Source organism: Streptomyces sp. NPDC093085 (assembly GCF_040683935.1).
Taxonomy (GTDB): domain Bacteria; phylum Actinomycetota; class Actinomycetes; order Streptomycetales; family Streptomycetaceae; genus Streptomyces.
This window is the reverse complement of sequence record NZ_JBFBFB010000010.1, coordinates 124,045-144,286: the sequence shown is the minus strand read 5'-3', so window position 1 is coordinate 144,286 and position 20,242 is coordinate 124,045. Positions and strand designations below refer to the sequence as shown.

19 protein-coding genes are annotated in these 20,242 nt (G+C 71.7%); 2 read left to right on the top strand and 17 right to left on the bottom strand.

Going from position 1 to position 20,242, the window contains the following annotated elements:
* Positions 1-82 precede the first annotated feature (82 nt).
* Positions 83-1,345 (bottom strand): histidine--tRNA ligase, encoded by a 1,263-nt coding sequence (gene hisS / locus AB0O07_RS25390; RefSeq protein ID WP_365637094.1) that lies wholly within the window; start codon positions 1,343-1,345, stop codon positions 83-85.
* A gap of 14 nt (positions 1,346-1,359) precedes the next feature.
* Entirely contained in the window at positions 1,360-2,073 is a 714-nt protein-coding gene (locus tag AB0O07_RS25385; protein ID WP_365637092.1) for an MBL fold metallo-hydrolase, read from the bottom strand.
* Positions 2,074-2,287: 214 nt separating this feature from the next.
* On the opposite strand from AB0O07_RS25385, the gene AB0O07_RS25380 reads away from it, so the two are divergent.
* Entirely contained in the window at positions 2,288-3,076 is a 789-nt protein-coding gene (locus tag AB0O07_RS25380; RefSeq protein ID WP_365637090.1) for a peptidylprolyl isomerase, read from the top strand.
* Positions 3,077-3,227: 151 nt separating this feature from the next.
* On the top strand, positions 3,228-4,457 hold the full coding sequence (locus AB0O07_RS25375) for a DUF349 domain-containing protein (RefSeq protein WP_365637089.1): 1,230 nt from the start codon (positions 3,228-3,230) through the stop codon (positions 4,455-4,457).
* Between the two features lie 102 nt (positions 4,458-4,559).
* Here the strand turns inward: AB0O07_RS25375 and AB0O07_RS25370 are convergent, their stop codons facing one another.
* The 15 genes from AB0O07_RS25370 to pgsA form a co-directional block, all read right to left on the bottom strand.
* Complete coding sequence (locus AB0O07_RS25370) at positions 4,560-7,067, bottom strand: RelA/SpoT family protein (RefSeq protein ID WP_365637087.1); 2,508 nt, start codon at positions 7,065-7,067, stop codon at positions 4,560-4,562.
* 182 nt (positions 7,068-7,249) lie between these two features.
* A complete protein-coding gene (locus tag AB0O07_RS25365; protein WP_365637085.1) occupies positions 7,250-7,795 on the bottom strand; it encodes an adenine phosphoribosyltransferase in 546 nt (181 codons plus the stop codon).
* A complete protein-coding gene (gene secF / locus AB0O07_RS25360) occupies positions 7,792-8,925 on the bottom strand; it encodes a protein translocase subunit SecF (protein ID WP_365637082.1) in 1,134 nt (377 codons plus the stop codon). Before secF ends, AB0O07_RS25365 begins: the two co-directional genes overlap by 4 nt.
* Position 8,926: 1 nt before the next feature.
* On the bottom strand, positions 8,927-10,747 hold the full coding sequence (gene secD, locus AB0O07_RS25355; RefSeq protein ID WP_365637080.1) for a protein translocase subunit SecD: 1,821 nt from the start codon (positions 10,745-10,747) through the stop codon (positions 8,927-8,929).
* Between the two features lie 146 nt (positions 10,748-10,893).
* Positions 10,894-11,478 (bottom strand): preprotein translocase subunit YajC, encoded by a 585-nt coding sequence (gene yajC / locus AB0O07_RS25350; RefSeq protein ID WP_365637077.1) that lies wholly within the window; start codon positions 11,476-11,478, stop codon positions 10,894-10,896.
* Positions 11,479-11,643: 165 nt separating this feature from the next.
* On the bottom strand, positions 11,644-12,729 hold the full coding sequence (ruvB, locus tag AB0O07_RS25345; RefSeq protein WP_365637075.1) for a Holliday junction branch migration DNA helicase RuvB: 1,086 nt from the start codon (positions 12,727-12,729) through the stop codon (positions 11,644-11,646).
* Positions 12,730-12,809: 80 nt separating this feature from the next.
* Positions 12,810-13,433 carry a Holliday junction branch migration protein RuvA gene (gene ruvA / locus AB0O07_RS25340; RefSeq protein ID WP_365637072.1) on the bottom strand — a complete coding sequence of 208 codons (624 nt, stop codon included), beginning with the start codon at positions 13,431-13,433 and terminating at the stop codon, positions 12,810-12,812.
* On the bottom strand, positions 13,430-13,987 hold the full coding sequence (gene ruvC, locus AB0O07_RS25335) for a crossover junction endodeoxyribonuclease RuvC (protein ID WP_365637069.1): 558 nt from the start codon (positions 13,985-13,987) through the stop codon (positions 13,430-13,432). Before ruvC ends, ruvA begins: the two co-directional genes overlap by 4 nt.
* 143 nt (positions 13,988-14,130) lie before the next feature.
* Entirely contained in the window at positions 14,131-14,883 is a 753-nt protein-coding gene (locus tag AB0O07_RS25330; protein ID WP_365637067.1) for a YebC/PmpR family DNA-binding transcriptional regulator, read from the bottom strand.
* Positions 14,884-14,946: 63 nt separating this feature from the next.
* Positions 14,947-15,561: a pyridoxal 5'-phosphate synthase glutaminase subunit PdxT gene (gene pdxT, locus AB0O07_RS25325; protein WP_365637065.1), complete on the bottom strand. Its 615-nt coding sequence runs from the start codon at positions 15,559-15,561 to the stop codon at positions 14,947-14,949.
* Positions 15,551-16,480: a pyridoxal 5'-phosphate synthase lyase subunit PdxS gene (pdxS, locus tag AB0O07_RS25320; RefSeq protein ID WP_365637063.1), complete on the bottom strand. Its 930-nt coding sequence runs from the start codon at positions 16,478-16,480 to the stop codon at positions 15,551-15,553. Before pdxS ends, pdxT begins: the two co-directional genes overlap by 11 nt.
* A 180-nt stretch (positions 16,481-16,660) precedes the next feature.
* Positions 16,661-17,215 carry a hypothetical protein gene (locus tag AB0O07_RS25315; RefSeq protein ID WP_365637061.1) on the bottom strand — a complete coding sequence of 185 codons (555 nt, stop codon included), beginning with the start codon at positions 17,213-17,215 and terminating at the stop codon, positions 16,661-16,663.
* A gap of 87 nt (positions 17,216-17,302) precedes the next feature.
* Positions 17,303-18,466, bottom strand: coding sequence for a glycosyltransferase family 4 protein (locus tag AB0O07_RS25310; protein WP_365637059.1), 1,164 nt, complete (start codon positions 18,464-18,466; stop codon positions 17,303-17,305).
* Entirely contained in the window at positions 18,463-19,368 is a 906-nt protein-coding gene (locus AB0O07_RS25305) for a phosphatidylinositol mannoside acyltransferase (RefSeq protein WP_365637057.1), read from the bottom strand. Before AB0O07_RS25305 ends, AB0O07_RS25310 begins: the two co-directional genes overlap by 4 nt.
* Positions 19,365-20,054 (bottom strand): phosphatidylinositol phosphate synthase, encoded by a 690-nt coding sequence (gene pgsA, locus AB0O07_RS25300; RefSeq protein WP_365637055.1) that lies wholly within the window; start codon positions 20,052-20,054, stop codon positions 19,365-19,367. The genes AB0O07_RS25305 and pgsA overlap by 4 nt, the downstream gene beginning before the upstream one ends.
* Positions 20,055-20,242 lie beyond the last annotated feature (188 nt).

Below are 20,242 nucleotides of genomic sequence, written 5' to 3'. Positions count from 1 at the left end.
GTACGGGCATCTTCATTCTGCCGTACAGGCCCCACGGCCCGGGGGCCCTGTGGACAACCGGGCCGCCCCCTGACGACGGGCCCTAGCCGAGGCGGCGGGTCACCTCGGTGACCACGGTGCCGAGCGGGACGGCGCGCTGCTCGCCGCTCTCCATGTCCTTGAGCTGGACGACGCCCTCGGCGAGGTCGCGCTCGCCCGCGACGAGCGCGTACCGGGCGCCCGAGCGGTTGGCGGACTTCATCGCGCCCTTCAGCCCCCGGCCGCCGAACGCGAAGTCCGTCGCGACGCCCGCCCTGCGCAGCTCGGCGACGACGGCGAAGAGGCGCCTGCGGGCCTCCTCGCCGAGCGGGACGGCGTACACGGTGGTGGCGGGCGGGATGTCCAGCGCGACGCCCTCGGCCTCCAGCGCCAGGACCGTACGGTCCACGCCGAGCGCCCAGCCGACCGAGGGGAGCGCCGGGCCGCCGAGCATCTCGGAGAGCCCGTCGTACCGGCCGCCGCCGCCCACCGCGGACTGCGCGCCGAGGCCGTCGTGGACGAACTCGAAGGTGGTGCGCGTGTAGTAGTCGAGGCCGCGGACGAGCCTCTCGTCGTCCTCGAAGGCGATGCCCTGGAGGGTCAGCAGCTCGCGGACCTCCTCGTGGTACGCCGTGCACGCCTCGCAGAGGTGGTCGCGGAGCACCGGGGCGCCGACGAGCTGCTTCTGGACCTCGGCGCGCTTGTCGTCGAGGACCCGCAGGGGGTTGATCTCGATCCGGCGCCGGGTCTCCTCGTCCAGGTCGAGGCCGCGCAGAAAGCCCTGGAGCGCCTCGCGGTAGGCGGGGCGGCACTCCCGGTCGCCCAGCGAGTTGAGGAGGATGCGGAAGTTCCGCAGGCCCAGCGAGCGGTACGCCTGGTCGGCGAGGACGATCAGCTCGGCGTCGAGCACGGGGTCCTCGACGCCGATCGCCTCGGCGCCCACCTGCGAGAAGTGGCGGTAGCGGCCCTTCTGGGGGCGCTCGTAGCGGTAGTACGAGCCGGAGTACCAGAGCTTGACGGGCAGGTTGCCGGCCTTGTGGAGGTTGGCCTCCAGCGCGGCGCGCAGTACGGAGGCGGTGCCCTCGGGGCGGAGCGCGAGCCGGTCGCCGCCCTTGGTCTCGAAGGCGTACATCTCCTTGGAGACGATGTCGGTGGACTCGCCGACGCCTCGGGCGAAGAGTTCGACGTTCTCGAACCCGGGTGTCTCGACGTACCCGTAGCCGGAGTTCCGCAGCGGCGCGGCGATCGCCTCGCGTACGGCGAGATACCGGGCCGAGTCGGGCGGGAGCAGGTCGTAGGTGCCCTTGGGGGCCTGGAAGGTGCTCATGGGGTGTCGGGGTTTCACATTCCTCGTCGCGGGGCGGCGGTCGTGCCGTCTCCCTGGCCGGCGGCCACGTCCCGGAGGTACGGGTTGGTGGCGCGCTCACGGCCGATGGTGGTCTGGGGGCCGTGTCCGGAGAGGACCACGGTCGCGTCGTCGAGCGGCAGGCACACCCGGCCCAGCGAGGCCAGGATCTCGGTGTGGTCGCCGCCGGGCAGGTCGGTGCGTCCGATGGAGCCGGCGAAGAGCAGATCGCCCGAGAAGAGGACGGGCGGGATGTCCGCCGCCTCGGGCATCGCGAAGGTCACCGACCCCTTGGTATGGCCGGGCGCGTGCGCGACGGTCAGTTCGAGACCGGCGAGGTCCAGCACGGCGCCGTCGGACAGCTCCCGTACGTCGTCCGGCTCGCCGATGGTCAGCTCGCCCAGGAGCGGCATCCCGATGGAGCGGCCGAGGGCCTTCTCCGGGTCGCTCATCATGTAGCGGTCGGCGGGGTGGATCCAGGCGGGCACGTCGTGTGCTCCGCACACCGGCACGACCGAGGCGACATGGTCGATGTGCCCGTGGGTCGCGATGACGGCGACGGGCTTGAGGCGGTGCTTCCTGACGGCTTCCCCGACGCCCTCGGCGGCCTGGTGGCCGGGGTCGATGATCACGCACTCCTCACCCGCGGCGGGGGCGACCAGATAGCAATTGGTCCCCCAGGCTCCGGCGGGGAACCCGGCAATGAGCACGATCGTCCCTTTTTGTCGTCTTGTGTCGTCCGGCGCACATGGCCCGGCCGGGAAATACGGGGGTGCGCCGAGAATACCGGCGCTCCTCATTCCACAGCCAACCCATATACCGTACGCATCTGGTGCCTCCGCCGGAAATCATGCTCCGGCCGTAGCACTGGTCAGGCCGGATCTGACCGCACAGGATCACACACAGACACGAGGAGTGGACCCGGTGGCCAAGACCGATCAGCGACGGCGGCAGCTCGCGCGGGAGAAGTTCGAGCGGCAGCAGCAGCGGCGGGTGGAGGCCCGCCAGAAGGCGAAGCGGCGCAATGCCGTCATCGCCGCCGTGCTGGCCGTCGTGGTGCTCTCGGGGGGTGCGGCGTACTTCTCCATCGGCCTCAGCGACGGTGACAAGTCGACGAAGGACGACGCGGCCGCGGAGGCGAGCCCGACGCCCTCGGAGACGGAGTCCGAGGCGCCCGAGCCGAAGATGGCCATCGACCAGAACGCCACGTACACGATGGACTTCAAGACGAGCCAGGGCGACCTCCCGATCGCCATGGACGCCAAGAAGACCCCGCACACCGTCAACTCGTTCAAGTCGCTCGCCGACAAGGGGTACTTCGACAACACGAAGTGCCACCGGCTGACCACGGAGGGCATCTTCGTGCTCCAGTGCGGCGACCCCCAGGGCGACGGCACCGGCGGCCCCGGCTACACGATCGAGGACGAGAACCTGGACTCGCTGGGCAAGGCGGGCGCGGACGGCAGCGTGACGTACAAGGCGGGCACCGTGGCCATGGCCAACACCGGGCAGCCGCACACCGGAGGCAGCCAGTTCTTCCTGGTCTACAAGGACACCAAACTGCCGCCCAGCTACACGCCGTTCGGCACCCTGGACAAGGCCGGGCTGAAGATCGTGGAGGCGATCGGCAAGGCCGGTGTGGAGGGCGGCGGAGGCGACGGCGCGCCCAAGGAGGCCGTCACCGTGGAGAAGGTCACGGTCGACAAGGCGTGACCTTGTGAATTTCGGCCGTGCTGAGTGCGGACAGCCGGGCGGCCGGTCGCCTAGATTGGCGTTGTGCAGGGCGGGCGCAGCCCGTCCCAGGAACTGTGGATGATGCCCGGGGACCGTGCGGTCCTGACGGGTATCAGGTGGAGGAGGCGCTGTGAGCAGCGACCCGTGGGGCCGCGTCGACGAGACGGGCACCGTGTACGTGCGTACGGCCGAGGGTGAGCAGGTCGTCGGATCGTGGCAGGCAGGCTCTCCCGAGGAGGCCCTGGCCTACTTCGAGCGCAAGTACGAGGGCCTGGTGGTCGAGATCGGCCTCCTGGAAAAGCGCGTGAAGACCACCGACCTGTCCGCGAAGGACGCGACGACGGCCATCGACCATCTGCGCGCGCAGGTGGACGAGCACCACGCCGTCGGCGATCTGGACGCGCTGCGCAAGCGGCTCGACGCACTGGTGGCCACGGTCGACGCGCGGCGCGAGGAGCGCAAGGCGCAGCGGGCCAAGCAGACCGACGAGGCGCGGCTGGCCAAGGAGGCGCTGGTCACCGAGGCCGAGGAGCTGGCGCGGAGCGACCAGTGGCGGTCGGCGGGCGAGCGGCTGCGGGCGCTGGTGGACACCTGGAAGGGGCTGCCCCGGCTGGACCGGAAGTCCGACGACGAGCTGTGGCACCGCTTCTCGCACGCGCGCTCGGCGTTCTCCAAGCGGCGCAAGGCGCACTTCGCGGCGCTCGACGCGCAGCGCGAGGAGGCCCGTAAGGCCAAGGAGAAGCTGGCCGCGGAGGCGGAGTCGCTCTCCGGCTCCACCGACTGGGGCGGTACGGCGGCGCGCTACCGCGAGCTGATGGCGGAGTGGAAGGCGGCGGGCCGCGCCCAGCGCGAGGCCGAGGACGAGCTGTGGAACCGCTTCCGTGGCGCGCAGGACATCTTCTTCGCGGCGCGGGGCGAGGTCTTCGCCGAGCGGGACGCCGAGCAGACGGAGAACCTGAAGCTCAAGGAGGAGCTGGCGGTCGAGGCCGAGCGGCTGATGCCGGTCACGGACCTCAAGGCCGCCCGCGCGGCGTTCCGGGCGCTGAACGAGCGCTGGGAGGCGATCGGGCACGTACCGCGTGACGCCAGGCCGAAGGTCGAGGCCCGGATGCACGCGGTGGAGCGGGCGCTCCAGGAGTCCGAGGAGAACGAGTGGCGCCGGACGAACCCGGAGGCCCGCGCGCGGGCCGCGGGTCTGACGGGGCAGCTCCAGGCGGCCGTGGACAAGCTGCGCGCGCAGATCGACGCGGCGCGCGCGGCGGGCAACAACGCGAAGGCCGACAAGCTCGCCCGGGAGCTGGAGGGCCGGCAGGCGCTGCTGGACCAGGCGCTCAAGGGCTTGCAGGAGTTCGGCGGCTGAGCGGCCCCGGCACGGGCGGCCCCGGCTCGCCGGCGGACGCGGAAGCGGGCGGCCCGCGGTGGATTCCCACCGCGGGCCGCCCGCTTTCTCCGGTACGGACGGTCAGGGCCTGCGGGCCGAGGTCACGCGGTAGACGTCGTAGACGCCCTCCACGCCCCGTACCGCCTTCAGGACATGGCCCAGGTGCTTGGGGTCGCCCATCTCGAAGGTGAAGCGCGAGGTGGCGACCCGGTCCCGGGAAGTCTGGACGGCGGCCGACAGGATGTTGACGTGCTGGTCGGAGAGGACCCGGGTGACGTCCGACAGGAGCCGGGAGCGGTCCAGCGCCTCGACCTGGATGGCGACGAGGAAGACCGAGGACTGGGTGGGCGCCCACTCGACGTCCTTGATCCTCTCGGGCTGCTGGGAGAGCGCGTCCACGTTGACGCAGTCGGCGCGGTGGACGGAGATGCCGCTGCCTCGGGTGACGAAGCCGATGATCGGGTCGCCGGGGACCGGCGTACAGCAGCGGGCCAGCTTCACCCAGACGTCGTCCACGCCCTTGACGACCACGCCGGGGTCGGCGTTGGAGCGGCGTTTGGCGCGGCCGTGGGAGGGCGGCGCGTTCTCCGCGATGTCCTCGTTGGCGGCCTCCTCGCCGCCGAGTGCCTGCACCAGTTTCTGGACGACGCCCTGCGCGGCCACATGGCCCTCGCCGATCGCCGCGTACAGGGAGGAGATGTCGGGGTAGCGCATCTCGTGCGCGAGGGTGACCAGCGAGTCGCCGGTGAGGATGCGCTGGATCGGCAGGTTCTGTTTGCGCATCGCGCGGGCGATGGCGTCCTTGCCCTGCTCGATCGCCTCGTCGCGGCGCTCCTTGGAGAACCAGGCGCGGATCTTGTTCCTGGCACGCGGCGACTTGACGAAGCCGAGCCAGTCCCGGGAGGGGCCCGCGCCGGCGGCCTTGGAGGTGAAGACCTCCACCAGGTCGCCGTTGTCGAGGGTCGATTCCAGCGGCACGAGCCGCCCGTTGACCCGCGCGCCTATGGTGCGGTGTCCGACCTCGGTGTGGACCGCGTACGCGAAGTCGACCGGGGTGGCGCCGGCGGGCAGCGCTATGACATCGCCCTTGGGCGTGAAGACGAAGACCTCGTTGCGCGAGAGGTCGAAGCGGAGCGACTCCAGGAACTCGCTGGGGTCCTCGGTCTCCTTCTGCCAGTCCAGGAGCTGGCGGAGCCATGCCATGTCGTTGACGGTGTCCTGGTTGGCGCCCCGGCCCGCGCTCCTCGGTACGTCGGTACGGACCTTGGAGGCGCCGGCGACGGCCTCCTGCTTGTACTTCCAGTGCGCGGCGATGCCGTACTCGGCGCGGCGGTGCATGTCGAACGTACGGATCTGGAGTTCGACCGGCTTGCCGTTGGGCCCGATGACCGTCGTGTGGAGCGACTGGTACATGTTGAACTTGGGCATCGCGATGTAGTCCTTGAACCGGCCGGGGACCGGATTCCACCGCGCGTGGACGGTGCCGAGCGCCGCGTAGCAGTCACGGACGGTGTCGACCAGGACCCGGATGCCCACCAGGTCGTAGATCTCGGCGAAGTCCCGGCCCCGGACGATCATCTTCTGGTAGACGCTGTAGTAGTGCTTGGGGCGTCCGGTGACGGTGGCCTTGATCCGGGCGGCGCGCAGGTCGGACTGGACCTCGTCGGTCACTATGGCCAGGTATTCGTCCCGCTTGGGGGCGCGCTCGGCGACCAGCCGGACGATCTCGTCGTACATCTTGGGGTAGAGGATCGCGAAGGCGAGGTCCTCCAGCTCCCACTTGATGGTGTTCATGCCCAGCCGGTGGGCGAGCGGGGCGTAGATCTCCAGCGTCTCGCGGGCCTTCTTCTCCTGCTTCTCCCGCTTGAGATAGCGCATGGTGCGCATGTTGTGGAGCCGGTCGGCGAGCTTGATGACCAGGACACGGGGGTCCTTGGCCATGGCGACGACCATCTTCCGTACGGTCTCGGCCTGCGCGGCCTCGCCGAACTTGACCTTGTCGAGCTTGGTGACCCCGTCGACCAGCAGGGCGACCTGGTCGCCGAAGTCGCGGCGGAGGGTGTCGAGCCCGTACTCGGTGTCCTCGACGGTGTCGTGCAGCAGCCCGGCCATCAGGGTGGCGGGGTCCATGCCCAGCTCGGCGAGGATGGTGGTGACCGCGAGCGGGTGGGTGATGTACGGGTCGCCGCTCTTGCGCTTCTGGCCCCGGTGCCAGCGCTCGGCGACCTGGTAGGCGCTCTCGATCTGGCGGAGGGTGGCGGTCTCGATCTTGGGGTCGTTGCCCCGTACGGTCCGCAGCAGCGGTTCGAGGACCGGGTTGTACGGGGAGGAGCGCTGCACCCCGAGCCGGGCCAGCCGGGCCCTCACCCGATTGGAGGAGCCGCCGGTGCGGGGGACGGCGGTGGCGCCCGGCTTGGGGGCGGTCACGGGGACGGCGGGACGGGCGGCCGGCGCGGAGCGCTCGGCGCTCTCCGGGGGCGTCCCGGCGGCGGTCCGGTCCCGGTCACGGGGCCTGCTGGAGCCTGCCGCGGCCTGGTCGGCGGGGTGATCGGGCGTCGCGGCGGCCAGTGGCTGAACCTCGTCTGGCAAGAGCGCTCCTCGTGCGGATCCAGGTCCCCCGGTCAGGCCCGGAGGTTCCATGGTATCGACCTCGGGCGTCCCTCTCGTCCCATGGCCTCTGAGGGGCCCGGGCTCCACGGAACGCGGGACGGGCACCCGACTGTTCCCGGGTGCCCGTCCTGCCGTCGTTCCATGCCGTGGTGAGCGGCTTTTCAGAGCGTGATCAGCGCCTCCAGCGGGGCGCCGTCGAGCGCCGGGGCGAGCCGCTCGCGGCCGCCCAGGAAGCCCAGCTCCATCAGGACGGCGACGCCGACGACCTGGGCGCCGGCCCGCCGGACCAGCTCCAGGGAGGCCTCGGCGGTGCCGCCGGTGGCGAGGACGTCGTCGATGACGAGGATCCGGTCGGTGTGGTCCAGGTCCTCGGCGTGGATCTCGATCTCCGCGGAGCCGTACTCCAGCTCGTACGACTGTGCGAGGGTCGCTCCGGGGAGCTTGCCCGCCTTCCGTACGGGGATGAAGCCGACGCCCGCCCGGACCGCCACCGGGGCCGCCAGGATGAAGCCGCGGGCCTCCAGGCCGACGATCTTCGTCGCGCCGACCCGTCCGCACATCTCGGCGAGGGCGTCGGTGAGCGCGGTGAAGGCCTTCGGGTCGGCCAGCAGCGGGGTGATGTCCTTGAACACCACGCCGGGCTTCGGATAGTCGGTGACGTCACGGATGCGGCTGAGCAGCAGCTCGCGGGTGCTGGTGCCGGTCATCGGCGGCGCCCCGATCCGGAGGGCCTGCCCCGGCCGCCCCGGCCGCGCGGGCCCGCCACGGCGGCGGCACCGGGGGCGTCCGCCACTCCGTCGCCGCCGTCGGCGCCGTCGGTGTCACCGGCGGCTCCGACGGCCTCGTCGGCGGCCTCTTCGCCCTTGGCGGCGGCCGCCGCGCGCTTGGCGAGCACCCGCTTCTTCAACGCCTTGATCTGCGGGTCGCTCTCCTTGAGGTCGGCGACGAGCGGAGTGGCGATGAAGATCGAGGAGTACGCGCCGGCGGCGAGGCCGACGAAGAGCGAGAGCGAGATGTCGTTGAGCATGCCCGCGCCGAGGAAGCCGCCGCCGATGAAGAGCAGCGCGCCGACCGGGAGCAGGGCGACCACGGTGGTGTTGATGGAGCGCACCAGCGTGCTGTTGATCGAGCGGTTGGCGATCTCGCTGTAGGTCCAGCGGGTCTGCTTGGTGATCCCCTGCGCCCCCTCCTTGAGGGAGTCGAAGACGACGACCGTGTCGTAGAGGGAGTAACCGAGGATGGTCAGCAGACCGATGACCGTACCGGGGGTGACCTCGAAGCCGACCAGGGTGTAGACCCCGACCGTGATGGTGAGGTCGTGGATGAGGGCGATGAGCGCGGCGACCGCCATCCGCCATTCGAAGGCGATGGCGAGATAGATCACCACCAGGATCATGAAGATCCCCAGACCCATCCACGCCTTGTTGGCGATGGTCGCGCCCCAGCTCGGGCCGACCAGGTCCGCGTTGATCTTCGCCGCGTCGACCTTGAGGTCCTTGGCGAGCTGCTGCTTGACCTTGTCGGCCTGCTGCGTGTCCAGCTCGGTGACCTGGATCCGCATCCCGCCGTTGCCGAGCTTCTGGACGATCGCGTCGTGCCCGGAGGCCTTCTCCGCGTCCTCGCGGGCCTGGACCTCGGAGACGCTGGTCTTCGAGATGGTGAAGACGGCACCGCCCTTGAACTCGATGCCCATGTTGAGCCCGCGCACCGCCAGGGCCGCGATGGCCGTGATGGTGATCAGGATCGAGATTCCGTACCAGATCTTGCGCTTCCCGATGAAGTCGTAACCGACTTCGCCTCGGTAGAGCCGGGCGCCGAGATCGCCGAGTCGCGACATCTCACGCCTCCTTCGGGTCGGTGGGGCGGCTGACGCGACGGGCGCGGCGCAGCGGCGGCTTGGCGCCGAGGCGCTGGGGGTCGAGACCGGACCAGGGGTGGCCGCTGGAGAAGAACTTCGTCCGGGCCAGGAGCGTCATCACGGGCTTGGTGAAGAAGAACACCACGACCACGTCGAGGAGCGTGGTCAGACCGAGGGTGAAGGCGAAGCCCTGGACCTTGCCGACGGTGACGACGAAGAGCACAGCGGCGGCGAGGAAGGAGACGAAGTCGGAGACGAGAATGGTGCGCCGGGCGCGCGGCCAGGCGCGTTCGACGGCCGGGCGGAGCGTACGGCCCTCGCGGATCTCGTCGCGGATGCGTTCGAAGTAGACGATGAACGAGTCCGCGGTGATACCGATGGCGACGATGGCGCCGCAGACGGCCGGGAGGTTGAGCGCGAAGCCGATACCGGGGCCGAGGAGCGCCATGATCGTGTACGTCATGACGCCGGAGGCGCCGAGGCTGAGGATGGCGATCGCGGAGAGACCCCGGTAGTAGGTCACCAGGTAGATGATGACCAGGGCGAGGCCGATGGCGCCCGCGATCAGACCGGCTTCGAGCTGCTCACCGCCGAGCGCGGCGGTGACCGTGGTGACGGACTGCTCCTGGAAGCTCAGGGGCAGTGCGCCGTACGACAGGATGTTCCCCAGGTCCTGGGCGGACGTCTGGTCGAAGCTGCCGGAGATCTCGGCGCTGCCGCCGAGGGTCTGGCTCACCGAGGGCGCCGAGACGACGTTGCCGTCGAGGACGATGGCGAACTGGTTCATCGGCGACTGCTGCTTCGAGAGCTTGCCGGTGATCGACTGGAACTTCTTGGTGCCGCCACCGGTGAAGTCCATGGTGACGATCCACATGCCGCGCTGCTGGTCGAAGACGCCCTGCGCGTCGTCGACGTCGGTGCCCTCCAGCTCGGCCGGGCCCAGGACGTACTTCTCCCACTGGTCACCGCTGTTCTTGCCGCAGGCGACGATGGTGTCGGAGGGCTTGGAGCTCTGGTTGACCTCGGTGCGCGCCTTCTCGTTCTCGCAGTTCAGCTCGGTGAACTTCTTCTCCAGCGCGGCGGTCTCGGCGTCGGAGGTGGCGGAAGCGGAGGGGTCCGGGGTGGCCTTGTCGTCGGCCTTGCCGTCCGCTGCGCCGTCGCCGGAGGCGGAGGCGGAGGCGTCGGGCGAGGAAGAGGTGGAGGGCGTCTCGTCGGCCTTCAGGGCGTCCGTGACGGCGCGGCCCTGGCTGGTCTCGGAGGAGGTGGGCGACGGCGATCCGGACTCCGTCCCCTTGTCGCCGCTCCCGGCCTTGTCCCCGCTCGACGCGCTGGTCGAGGCGGAGGGGCTGGCGCTCGGCGAGCCGCCGGCGGAGGGCTCCGGGGCCGGGGACCCGGCGGCGACGGCCAGGACAGGCCGGAAGAAGAGCTGGGCGGTGGTGCCGACCTGCTGGCGGGCCTGCTCCTCGTTGGTGCCCCGGGGGATGTTGACGATGATGTTCTCGTTGCCCTGGGTCTGTACCTCGGCCTCCGAGACACCAAGACCGTTGACGCGCCGCTCGATGATGCTGACGGCGGTGTCCATGTTGGTCTTGTTGATCGCGTTCGGCTTGCCCGGCGTGTTCTTCGCCTGGAGCGTGATGCTCGTGCCGCCCGCGAGGTCGATCCCCAGACGTGGCGTGACATGGCCGGACATGAACATGCCGCCCGTGAGAGCCACCATGGCAATCAGGAACAGGACCAGGGTGCGCCCTGGCCTGCCTGGGGCGCCCGCTTGCCTTCGGCCCTTATTAGGTGCTGCCACCTTCTCGTTTCTCCCTGTCCAACCGCCCCACGCGGGATGTGCGCCGGAGCGGCCACGAAGTGTTGTGGGGACCTGCCCCCGCGGAAATCAGCGCGACCACCATGAGGCGCCGGGGGCCGTGGTACGACCCGCCGGCGCCGGCCCGGTTACTTCGCGCCCGACTCGCCGTCGGTCGTGCCCTTGGCCTTGTCGTCCGCCGTCTCCTCGGCCTTGACCTCGGCCTTCGCCTCGGCCTTGGCCGTCTTGTCCGCGGGCTCGTCGGCCTTGTCGGCGCTGTCGGTCTGGTCGGCGGCCTGGTCGGCCTTCGCCTCGGTCACGGCGTCGGCCGGCTCGGCGTCCGTCTCGCTGCCGGGCTCGGGCTTCTTCGCGAAGTCGATCGGGGTGCCGTCGGGGTCGGTCAGCGAGGAGGCGTCGTCGGGCACGACCGGCGTGTCGGCGTCGGAAGCGTCCTCGCCGTGCACGATGCGGTTGTACTCGTCGTCGTCGAGCACGGCGCCGATGGCGTTCTTCGCGTAGACGGCGTGGACGCCGGGAGCCACCTCCAGGAGGACCATGTCATCGTGCACCTCCTTGACGGTGGCGTACATGCCCCCGATGGTGCGGATGCCGGTGCCGGGCTGGATCTCGTCGCGCATCTGCGCGGCGGCCTCCTGCTTCTTCTTGGCGGACCGGGTCATCAGGAACATGGCCCCGATGAGCACGATGAAGGGGAGAAGGGTCACGAGACTCACGGGAGGGAACTTCCTTCGCACGACCGCGCTGTCGAGCGGCCTGATATACGGGGGTGGGCATGCCGCTCCGGAAGGGCGGCATCGGCGGAGTCTAAGCGAGTCCGCTTCGTTGGAACAACGCCCAGCATGGCACCCGGGTTCCTGCCCCGGTGCGTGCCCATGCCGTCACGCCCCGAACAGGCCGGGTTGTCCGGAACCGCCCGGTGCCTGCTGCGGCGCGGGGATCCCGAGGTGCGCCCAGGCCGCCGGGGTGGCGACCCGGCCGCGCGGGGTCCGGGCCAGCAGTCCCTCCCGTACGAGGAAGGGCTCGGCGACCTCCTCCACGGTCTCACGCTCCTCCCCCACCGCGACCGCCAGGGTCGAGAGGCCGACGGGGCCGCCGCCGAAGAGCTTCAGCAGCGCCTGGAGCACGGCCCGGTCGAGCCGGTCGAGGCCGCGCGGGTCGACCTCGTAGACCGCGAGGGCCGCGTGGGCCACCTCCCTGGTGATCCGGCCGTCGGCCTTGACCTGCGCGTAGTCCCGTACCCGGCGCAGCAGCCGGTTGGCGATCCGGGGGGTGCCGCGCGAGCGCCCGGCGATCTCGGCGGCGCCCTCGGCGTCGATCTCCAGGTCGAGGAGGTGGGCGGAGCGGTGCAGGACGCGCTCCAGCTCGGTGCTCTCGTAGAACTCCATATGGCCGGTGAAGCCGAAGCGGTCGCGGAGCGGGGGCGGCAGCAGCCCGGCCCGGGTGGTGGCGCCGACCAGGGTGAAGGGCGGCAGCTCCAGCGGGATGGCGGTGGCGCCGGGGCCCTTGCCGACGATCACGTCGACCCGGAAGTCCTCCATCGCCATGTACAGCATCTCCTCGGCGGGCCGGGACATGCGGTGGATCTCGTCGAGGAAGAGGACCTCCCCCTCCTGGAGGGAGGAGAGGATGGCGGCGAGGTCGCCCGCGTGCTGGATGGCGGGGCCCGAGGTGATCCGGATCGGGGCGTTCATCTCGGCCGCGATGATCATCGAGAGGGTGGTCTTGCCGAGCCCCGGCGCCCCGGAGAGCAGTACGTGGTCGGCGGTGGCGCCCCGGGCGCGGGCCGCCTTGAGCACCAGGTCGAGCTGGATCCGTACCCGCTCCTGGCCCACGAACTCCCCCAGCGACTTGGGGCGCAGGGCGGCCTCGACCGCCTGGTCCTCCCCGTCCGCGGACGCGCCGACGAGCCGGTCGGCCGCGTCGTCCGGCTCGGGTCCGGCGCCGCGGGTGTCGTCCCAGTTCACTCAGTTTCACCTCGGGGAGGGGGCGCGTACGAGAACGCCCGAATGGAGTACGTCGGAGCGTGGCCCTGAGGGGGCCCGGCTCAGCGGGTGCGGTTGAGGCTCTGGAGCGCGGCGCGCAGCAGCCGGGGCACGGGTGGCTGCTCGCCGGCGGCGAGGGCGGCCTCGGCCTCCGGGGCGACCTGGGCGACCGCCTCCTCGGCCTCGCGGCTCGCGTAGCCGAGGCCGATCAGCGCGGCGTGGAGCTGGTCGCTCCAGGAGGCCGGGGCGGCGGCGCCGGCCTGGCGTCCCACGGTGGCGCCGGCCGGTGCGCCGAGCCGGTCCTTCAGCTCCAGCAGCAGCTTCTGGGCGCCCTTCTTGCCGATGCCGGGGACCGCGGTCAGCGCCTTCTCGTCGCCGGTGGAGACGGCGAGCCTGAGCGCGTCGGGGTTGTGGACGGCGAGCATGGCCTGGGCGAGCCGGGGGCCGACGCCGCTGGCGGTCTGGAGCAGTTCGAAGACCTGGCGCTCGTCGTCGTCGGCGAAGCCGTAGAGCGTGAGGGAGTCCTCGCGGACGACGAGGGAGGTGGCGAGCCTGGCCTCCTGGCCGACGCGGAGCGCGGCGAGGGTGCCGGGGGCGCACTGGACGGCCATGCCGACGCCGCCGACCTCGATGACCGCGGTGGTCGGGGCGAGGGCGGCGACCTGGCCGCTGACGAAGGCGATCATCGGGTGACCTTCCGGACGGGTGCGGAGGCGGGGAGACGGGGGGCGCGGGCCGCCGCCCTGGCCTGCTGGAGCCGGTTGACGGCGGGGGCGCGCCAGATATGGCAGATGGCGAGGGCGAGGGCGTCCGCCGCGTCGGCCGGGCGGGGTGGCTCGGCGAGCCGGAGGAGCCGGGTGACCATGGCGCCGACCTGGGCCTTGTCGGCCCGGCCGCTCCCGGTGACGGCGGCTTTGACCTCACTGGGGGTGTGCAGGACGACGGGGATGGAGCGGCGGGCCGCGCAGAGCATGGCGACCCCGGCTGCCTGGGCGGTGCCCATCGCCGTCCGTACGTTGTGCTGGGCGAAGACCCGTTCCACGGCGACGTGTTCGGGCCGGTGTTCGTCCAGCCAGGCCTCGATGCCCGCCTCGATGGCGACGAGCCGTGCGCCGATCTCCTCCTCGGGGGGCGTCCGCACCACCCCGACGCCCAGCATCGTCAGCGGCCGTCCCGCGCTCCCCTCGACGACGCCCACCCCGCACCGGGTCAGTCCGGGGTCCACACCCAGCACCCGCATCCCGCCCCCACTCTCTCGGTCACGCGTTCGCCCTTCGAGGGGAAACGCTGATCAGACAGTATCGGTCGGCACCGACAACGGTCCGGACCGACATCGGTCCGGACCGTTGCCGAGGAGCGCGGAATCCGCTCGGCGGTGCGGGGTCAGGCGTCGACCTTCTCCATCACGGCGTCCGAGACGTCGAAGTTGGCGAAGACGTTCTGGACGTCGTCGCTGTCCTCCAGCGCGTCGATCAGCTTGAAGATCTTGCGCGCGCCCTCCTCGTCCAGCTCGACCTGCATGGTCGGGACGAAGTTGGCGTCGGCCGAGTCGTAGTCGATACCGGCCTCCTGGAGGGCGGTACGGACCGCCACCAGGTCGGTGGCCTCGCTCAGCACCTCGAAGGACTCGCCGAGGTCGTTGACCTCCTCGGCGCCCGCGTCCAGCACCGCGCCCAGGACATCGTCCTCGCCCAGCTCGCCCTTGGGGACGATCACGACGCCCTTGCGGTTGAAGAGGTACGAGACGGAGCCCGGGTCGGCCATCGAGCCGCCGTTGCGGGTCATCGCCACGCGGACGTCCGAGGCGGCGCGGTTGCGGTTGTCGGTGAGGCACTCGATGAGCACCGCGACCCCGTTCGGGCCGTACCCCTCGTACATGATCGTCTCGTAGTCGGCGCCACCGGCCTCCAGGCCGGCGCCGCGCTTGACCGCCGAGTCGATGTTCTTGTTGGGGACCGAGCTCTTCTTCGCCTTCTGGATGGCGTCGAAGAGCGTCGGGTTGCCGTCGACATCGGCGCCGCCGGTCCGCGCCGCGACCTCGATGTTCTTGATCAGCTTCGCGAAGAGCTTGCCGCGCTTGGCGTCGATCACGGCCTTCTTGTGCTTCGTCGTAGCCCATTTAGAGTGGCCGGACATCTGCCTGTCTCCTTCGCGTAACCGGTACTGCTCCCGTTCGGCTGCGATCCTACCGGGCGGAGGTCACCGTGCGGAGCGCACCAGGTCGGTGAAGAAACGGTGCAGGCGGTGGTCGCCCGTCAGCTCGGGGTGGAAGGACGTGGCCAGCGCGTTGCCCTGGCGTACGGCGACGGTGTGGCCGCCGTACCGGGCGAGCACCTGGACCCCGGCGCCCACCGACTCCACCCAGGGGGCGCGGATGAAGACGCCCTCCACCGGGCCCCCGTCGACCCCGGCGACCTCCACGGCGGCCTCGAAGGACTCGTTCTGCCGCCCGAAGGCGTTCCTGCGTACGATCATGTCGATGCCGCCGACCGTCTCCTGGCCCGAGCGCGGGTCGAGGATCTTCTCCGCGAGCATGATCATCCCGGCGCAGGTGCCGTAGACCGGCAGTCCGGCCCGTACCCGCTCGCGCAGGGGTTCCAGCAGGCCGAAGAGGGCGGCCAGCTTGGACATGGTGGTGGACTCGCCGCCCGGGATCACCAGTCCGGCGACCCCGGCCAGCTCCTCGGGGCGCCGTACGGTCCTGGCCTCGGCGCCCGCCCCGGCCAGGGCGGCCAGGTGTTCTCGTACGTCGCCCTGGAGCGCGAGGACGCCGATCACCGGGGCCTCGCCGGGCGGGGTGGGGCTACCAGCCACGGTTCGCGTAGCGCTCGGCCTCGGGGAGGGTGTCGCAGTTGATGCCGACCATCGCCTCGCCCAGGTCGCGCGACGCCTCCGCGATGACCTTCGGGTCGTCGTAGAACGTGGTGGCCTTGACGATCGCGGCGGCGCGCTTGGCCGGGTCGCCCGACTTGAAGATGCCGGAGCCGACGAAGACGCCCTCGGCGCCGAGCTGGCGCATCAGCGCGGCGTCGGCGGGGGTGGCGACGCCGCCCGCCGAGAAGAGCACGACCGGCAGCTTGCCCAGTTCCGCGACCTCCTTGACGATCTCGTACGGGGCGCGCAGCTCCTTGGCCGCGGCGTACAGTTCGTGGCTGTCGTAGCCGCGCAGCCGGGCGATCTCGTTCTTGATCTGGCGCAGGTGGCGGACGGCCTCGACGACATTGCCGGTGCCCGCCTCGCCCTTCGACCGGATCATGGCGGCGCCCTCGGCGATCCGGCGGAGCGCCTCGCCGAGGTTGGTGGCGCCACAGACGAACGGGGTGGTGAACGCCCACTTGTCGGAGTGGTTGACCTCGTCGGCGGGGGTCAGCACCTCCGACTCGTCGATGTAGTCCACGCCGAGCGACTGGAGGACCTGGGCCTCCACGAAGTGGCCGATGCGGGACTTCGCCATGACCGGGATGGAGACAGCCTCGATGATCCCCTCGATCATGTCGGGGTCGGACATCCGTGCGACGCCGCCGTCCTTGCGGATGTCGGCGGGGACCCGCTCCAGCGCCATCACGGCGACGGCTCCGGCGTCCTCGGCGATCTTCGCCTGGTCCGGTGTGACCACGTCCATGATCACACCGCCCTTGAGCTGTTCGGCCATCCCGCGCTTGACGCGCGCGGTGCCGGTGGCCGCCGGGTCGGCGGAGGGGTGGGCGGGCTGGGCGGAGAACGTGCTGGACACGGGCGACCTCACGGGCTGGAACGGCAGGTGAATACGGGGTTCAGGGAACGCCCCGGGAGCAGTCCACAGCAAGGGCCAATGGGAAGCCGGTGGCTCGTCCGGCGCGCCCCCGGCCCGTCGGAGCCGCCCGCCCCGGCCCGTCGGAGCCGCCCGCCCCGGTCGGCCGTCCGCCCGCCCCGGTCAGCTCCCCGGCCGGTCCGCCAGCGCGACGGGCGGCTCGTCGTCCATCTCGAAGGCGAGCGGGAACGGGGCGTGCCCGGCCAGCCGGAACCAGCGCACCTTGCGGTGGCGGCGCAGGGCGCGGGCGGCCCGTACGGCGTCGTTGTGGAACCGCCGCGCCATCGGCACCCGCCGTACGGAAGCGGCGAGTTCGCCCGTCGCGTCCTCCCCGCCGGGCGCCTCCCGTACGGCTTCCACCTGGGCGGTCTCCCCGAACACGGCCCGCAGCGCCTGGCTCAGCTCGCTCTCGGCGACCTCCCGCTGCTCCTCCTCGGCCTGCCGCGCGGCGTGCGCCGCCTGGTAGAGCACGATCGAGGCGGCCGGGTCGAGCACCCCGGAGGTGGCCAGCTCCTGGGCGACCGAGGCGCGCCGCAGCAGTTGGGCGTCGAGGGCGGCGCGGGCGGCGTCGATCCGGGTGTGCAGCCGGTCGAGCCGTCCCGCGGTCCAGCTCAGGTAGAGCCCGGTGGCCACGACGGCGACGACGGCTGCGGCGATCCAGACGAAGGTTTCGGTCACGCACGGCAGGTTACGCGTTACACGGCGCCGCCCGGCGGTACGGATCCCGGGAGGGCCACCGGGCCGGGCCCAGGGCCCGACGAAGCACTACCAGTCGCGCGCCAGGCCGAACCGCGCCCGCAGGCCGGTCCGTTCGTCCGCCGCCACCGAGGCGGCGCCGTCCGTCACCGTCTCGTACACGGCGAGGATGTCCGCGCCCACCGTCGACCAGTCGAAGCGCCGTACGTGCGCGCTGCCCCGCGCGCGCAGCTCGGCGCGCCGCTCCGGGTCGCCGAGCAGACGTACCGCGGCGTCGGCGAGCGCGTCGGCGTCCTCGTTGGCGAAGAGTTCCCCGGCCGCCCCCTGGTCCAGGACCTGCGCGAACGCGTCCAGGTCGCTGGCGAGGACCGCGGCGCCCGCCGACAGCGCCTCCACCAGGATGATGCCGAAGCTCTCGCCGCCGGTGTTGGGGGCGACGTACAGGTCGACGCTGCGCAGCAGCCGCGCCTTCTCCTCGTCGCTGACCATCCCGAGGAACTCGACGCTGCCGCGCATCTCCCTCGGCAGGGACTCCACCGCCTCCTTCTCGTCGCCGCGCCCCGCCACCAGCAGCCGGGTCTCCGGGTGGGCGGCGAGGATCCCCGGCAGCGCCCGCATCAGCACCGGGAGCCCCTTGCGGGGCTCGTCGATCCGGCCGATGAAGCCGATGGTGGAGTCCTGCCAGGCGGGTTCGGGCGCGGCGTCGGCGAAGAAGCCGACGTCCACGCCGTTGGGGATGACCACGGCGTCGCCGCCGAGGTGCTCCACCAGGGTGCGCCGGGCGTACTCGCTCACCGCGATCCGGGCGCTGATCTTCTCCAGCGCGGGCTGGAGGATGGGGTACGCCGCGATCATCGCCCGGGAGCGCGGGTTCGAGGTGTGGAAGGTCGCGACGATCGGGCCCTGCGCCGCCCAGCAGCTCAGCAGGCCGAGCGAGGGCGAGGCGGGCTCGTGGATGTGGATGACGTCGAAGGTGCCCTCGTGGAGCCAGCGCCGGACCCGGGCCGCCGACAGGAAGCCGAAGTTGAGCCGGGCGACCGAGCCGTTGTACGGGACGGGGACGGCGCGGCCCGCCGAGACGACATACGGCGGCAGCGGTGTCTCGTCGTCGGCGGGGGCCAGGACGGAGACATGGTGGCCGAGGCGGATGAGATGGTCCGCCAGGTCCCTGATGTGGAACTGGACGCCGCCCGGTACGTCCCAGGAGTACGGGCAGACGATGCCGATCCTCACGCGCTCCCCCGGTCCAGGTCGGCGACCCACAGCCGTTGCAGCATGTGCCAGTCCTCCGGGTGCTCGGCGATCCCCGTGGCGAAGGCGTCGGCCACCGCCTGGGTCATCACCGATGTCCTCTCGGCCCGGGTGCCCGCCTCCGGCACGGGGACGGGCGGGAAGACCTGCCCGCGCATCACCCGGGAGTCGTCGAACCAGAGGGACACGGGCAGCAGCAGCGCCCCGGTCTGCTGGGCGAGGAGCGCGGGCCCCGCGGGCATCCGGGCCGTGGCGCCGAAGAAGTCGACCTCGACGCCGGACGCGGAGAGGTCGCGGTCGGCGACGAGGGCGACCAGCCGGCCGTCCCGCAGCCGCCGCGCCAGGGTGCCGAAGGCGGCGCCGCCGGTGTGCGGCAGCACCTCCATGCCCAGGCTCTCCCGGTAGGCGACGAACCGGTCGTACAGGGTCTCGGGCCTCAGCCGCTCCGCGACGGTGGTGAACGGCACGCCGCCGGCCCCGGCGAGCCAGGCGCCCGCGAGGTCCCAGTTGGCCATGTGGGGCAGGGCGAGGATGACGCCCCGGCCGGTGGCGAGCCCGTCGAAGAGCCGGTCGATGTCCTTGATCTCGACGCCGTCGCGCACCCGCTCGGCGCTCCAGGCGGGCAGCCGGAACGACTCCATCCAGTACCGCAGGTACGAGCGCATCCCCGCCCGGGAGAGGGCGGCCAGCTCCTGGGGCCCGGCGTCCGGCACGACCCGCGCCAGATTGGCCTCCAGCCGCAGCACGCCCGTGCCGCGCCGCCGCCAGGTGGTGTCGGCGATCGTCCTGCCGAGGGCGCCCGCCACCGGCTCGGGCAGCCGTTTGACCGTGCTCCACCCCGCCCCGTACAGCGTGTCGGTCAGCCGGTCGCGCACCGTGCTCATGACGTGGCCCCGCTCCCCCGGGGCGTGTCGGCGGCGGCGGCCTCGGCAGCCGCCGCGGCGTCGGCCTCGGCGGATTCCCGGCGTACGGTGACCACCCGCTGCCCGAGCGTCACCAGGCTGCCCGCGGCGACCACCCAGAGCGCGATGGGCAGCAGGATCTGGATGCCGGGGACGCCGAACGCGTGCAGCCCGGCGAGTCCGGCCGCGACCAGCGAGATGACCAGGCGCTCGGCGCGCTCGATCAGCCCGTTGACGGCCACCGGCAGCCCGATGGACTCGCCCCTGGCCTTGGTGTACGAGACGACCTGGCCGCTGGCGAGGCAGAAGATGGCGACGGCGCAGAGCGCGGTGTTGTCGCCGTCTCCCGCGTACCAGAGCGCGAACCCGGCGAAGATCGCGCCGTCCGCGACCCGGTCGAGCGTCGAGTCGAGGAAGGCCCCCCAGCGGCTGGAGATGCCCGCCTGGCGCGCCATGTTGCCGTCGACGAGGTCGGAGAAGACGAAGACGGTGATGACGATGGTGCCCCAGAAGAACTCCCCCCGGGGGAAGAAGACCAGCGCACCCGCCACCACCCCGGCCGTACCGATGAGGGTGACCGCGTCCGGAGTGACTCCGCGACGGAGCAGAAACGCGGCGAACGGTGTGAGGACACGCGTGAAGAATGCACGCGCGTACTTGTTCAGCATGGCCTTCCCGGGGTTCGGGCCGAGAGCCCCTGTGGCGGTCGGCTGACCCATCGTAGCCACGACCGTCCCGGCGCACCGCCGGGTCCCCGGGCCATGGAGCGTCGTACGACATATGGACGCGCCATGACGGGAGTGCGAAGCTCGAAGGACCACCGCGGGCATCGCCGGAGCTGCCCCGCGGCTCCCCG

Excerpts from the sequence above, each read along its gene's own strand:
- AB0O07_RS25365 (WP_365637085.1), bottom strand. The coding sequence starts at position 7,795 with ATGACCGGCACCAGCACCCGCGAGCTGCTGCTCAGCCGCATCCGTGAC.
- secF (WP_365637082.1), bottom strand. The coding sequence starts at position 8,925 with ATGTCGCGACTCGGCGATCTCGGCGCCCGGCTCTACCGAGGCGAAGTC.
- ruvC (WP_365637069.1), bottom strand. The coding sequence starts at position 13,987 with ATGCGGGTGCTGGGTGTGGACCCCGGACTGACCCGGTGCGGGGTGGGC.
- ruvA (WP_365637072.1), bottom strand. The coding sequence starts at position 13,433 with ATGATCGCCTTCGTCAGCGGCCAGGTCGCCGCCCTCGCCCCGACCACC.
- AB0O07_RS25305 (WP_365637057.1), bottom strand. The coding sequence starts at position 19,368 with ATGAGCACGGTGCGCGACCGGCTGACCGACACGCTGTACGGGGCGGGG.
- AB0O07_RS25330 (WP_365637067.1), bottom strand. The coding sequence starts at position 14,883 with ATGTCCGGCCACTCTAAATGGGCTACGACGAAGCACAAGAAGGCCGTG.
- hisS (WP_365637094.1), bottom strand. The coding sequence starts at position 1,345 with ATGAGCACCTTCCAGGCCCCCAAGGGCACCTACGACCTGCTCCCGCCC.
- pgsA (WP_365637055.1), bottom strand. The coding sequence starts at position 20,054 with ATGCTGAACAAGTACGCGCGTGCATTCTTCACGCGTGTCCTCACACCG.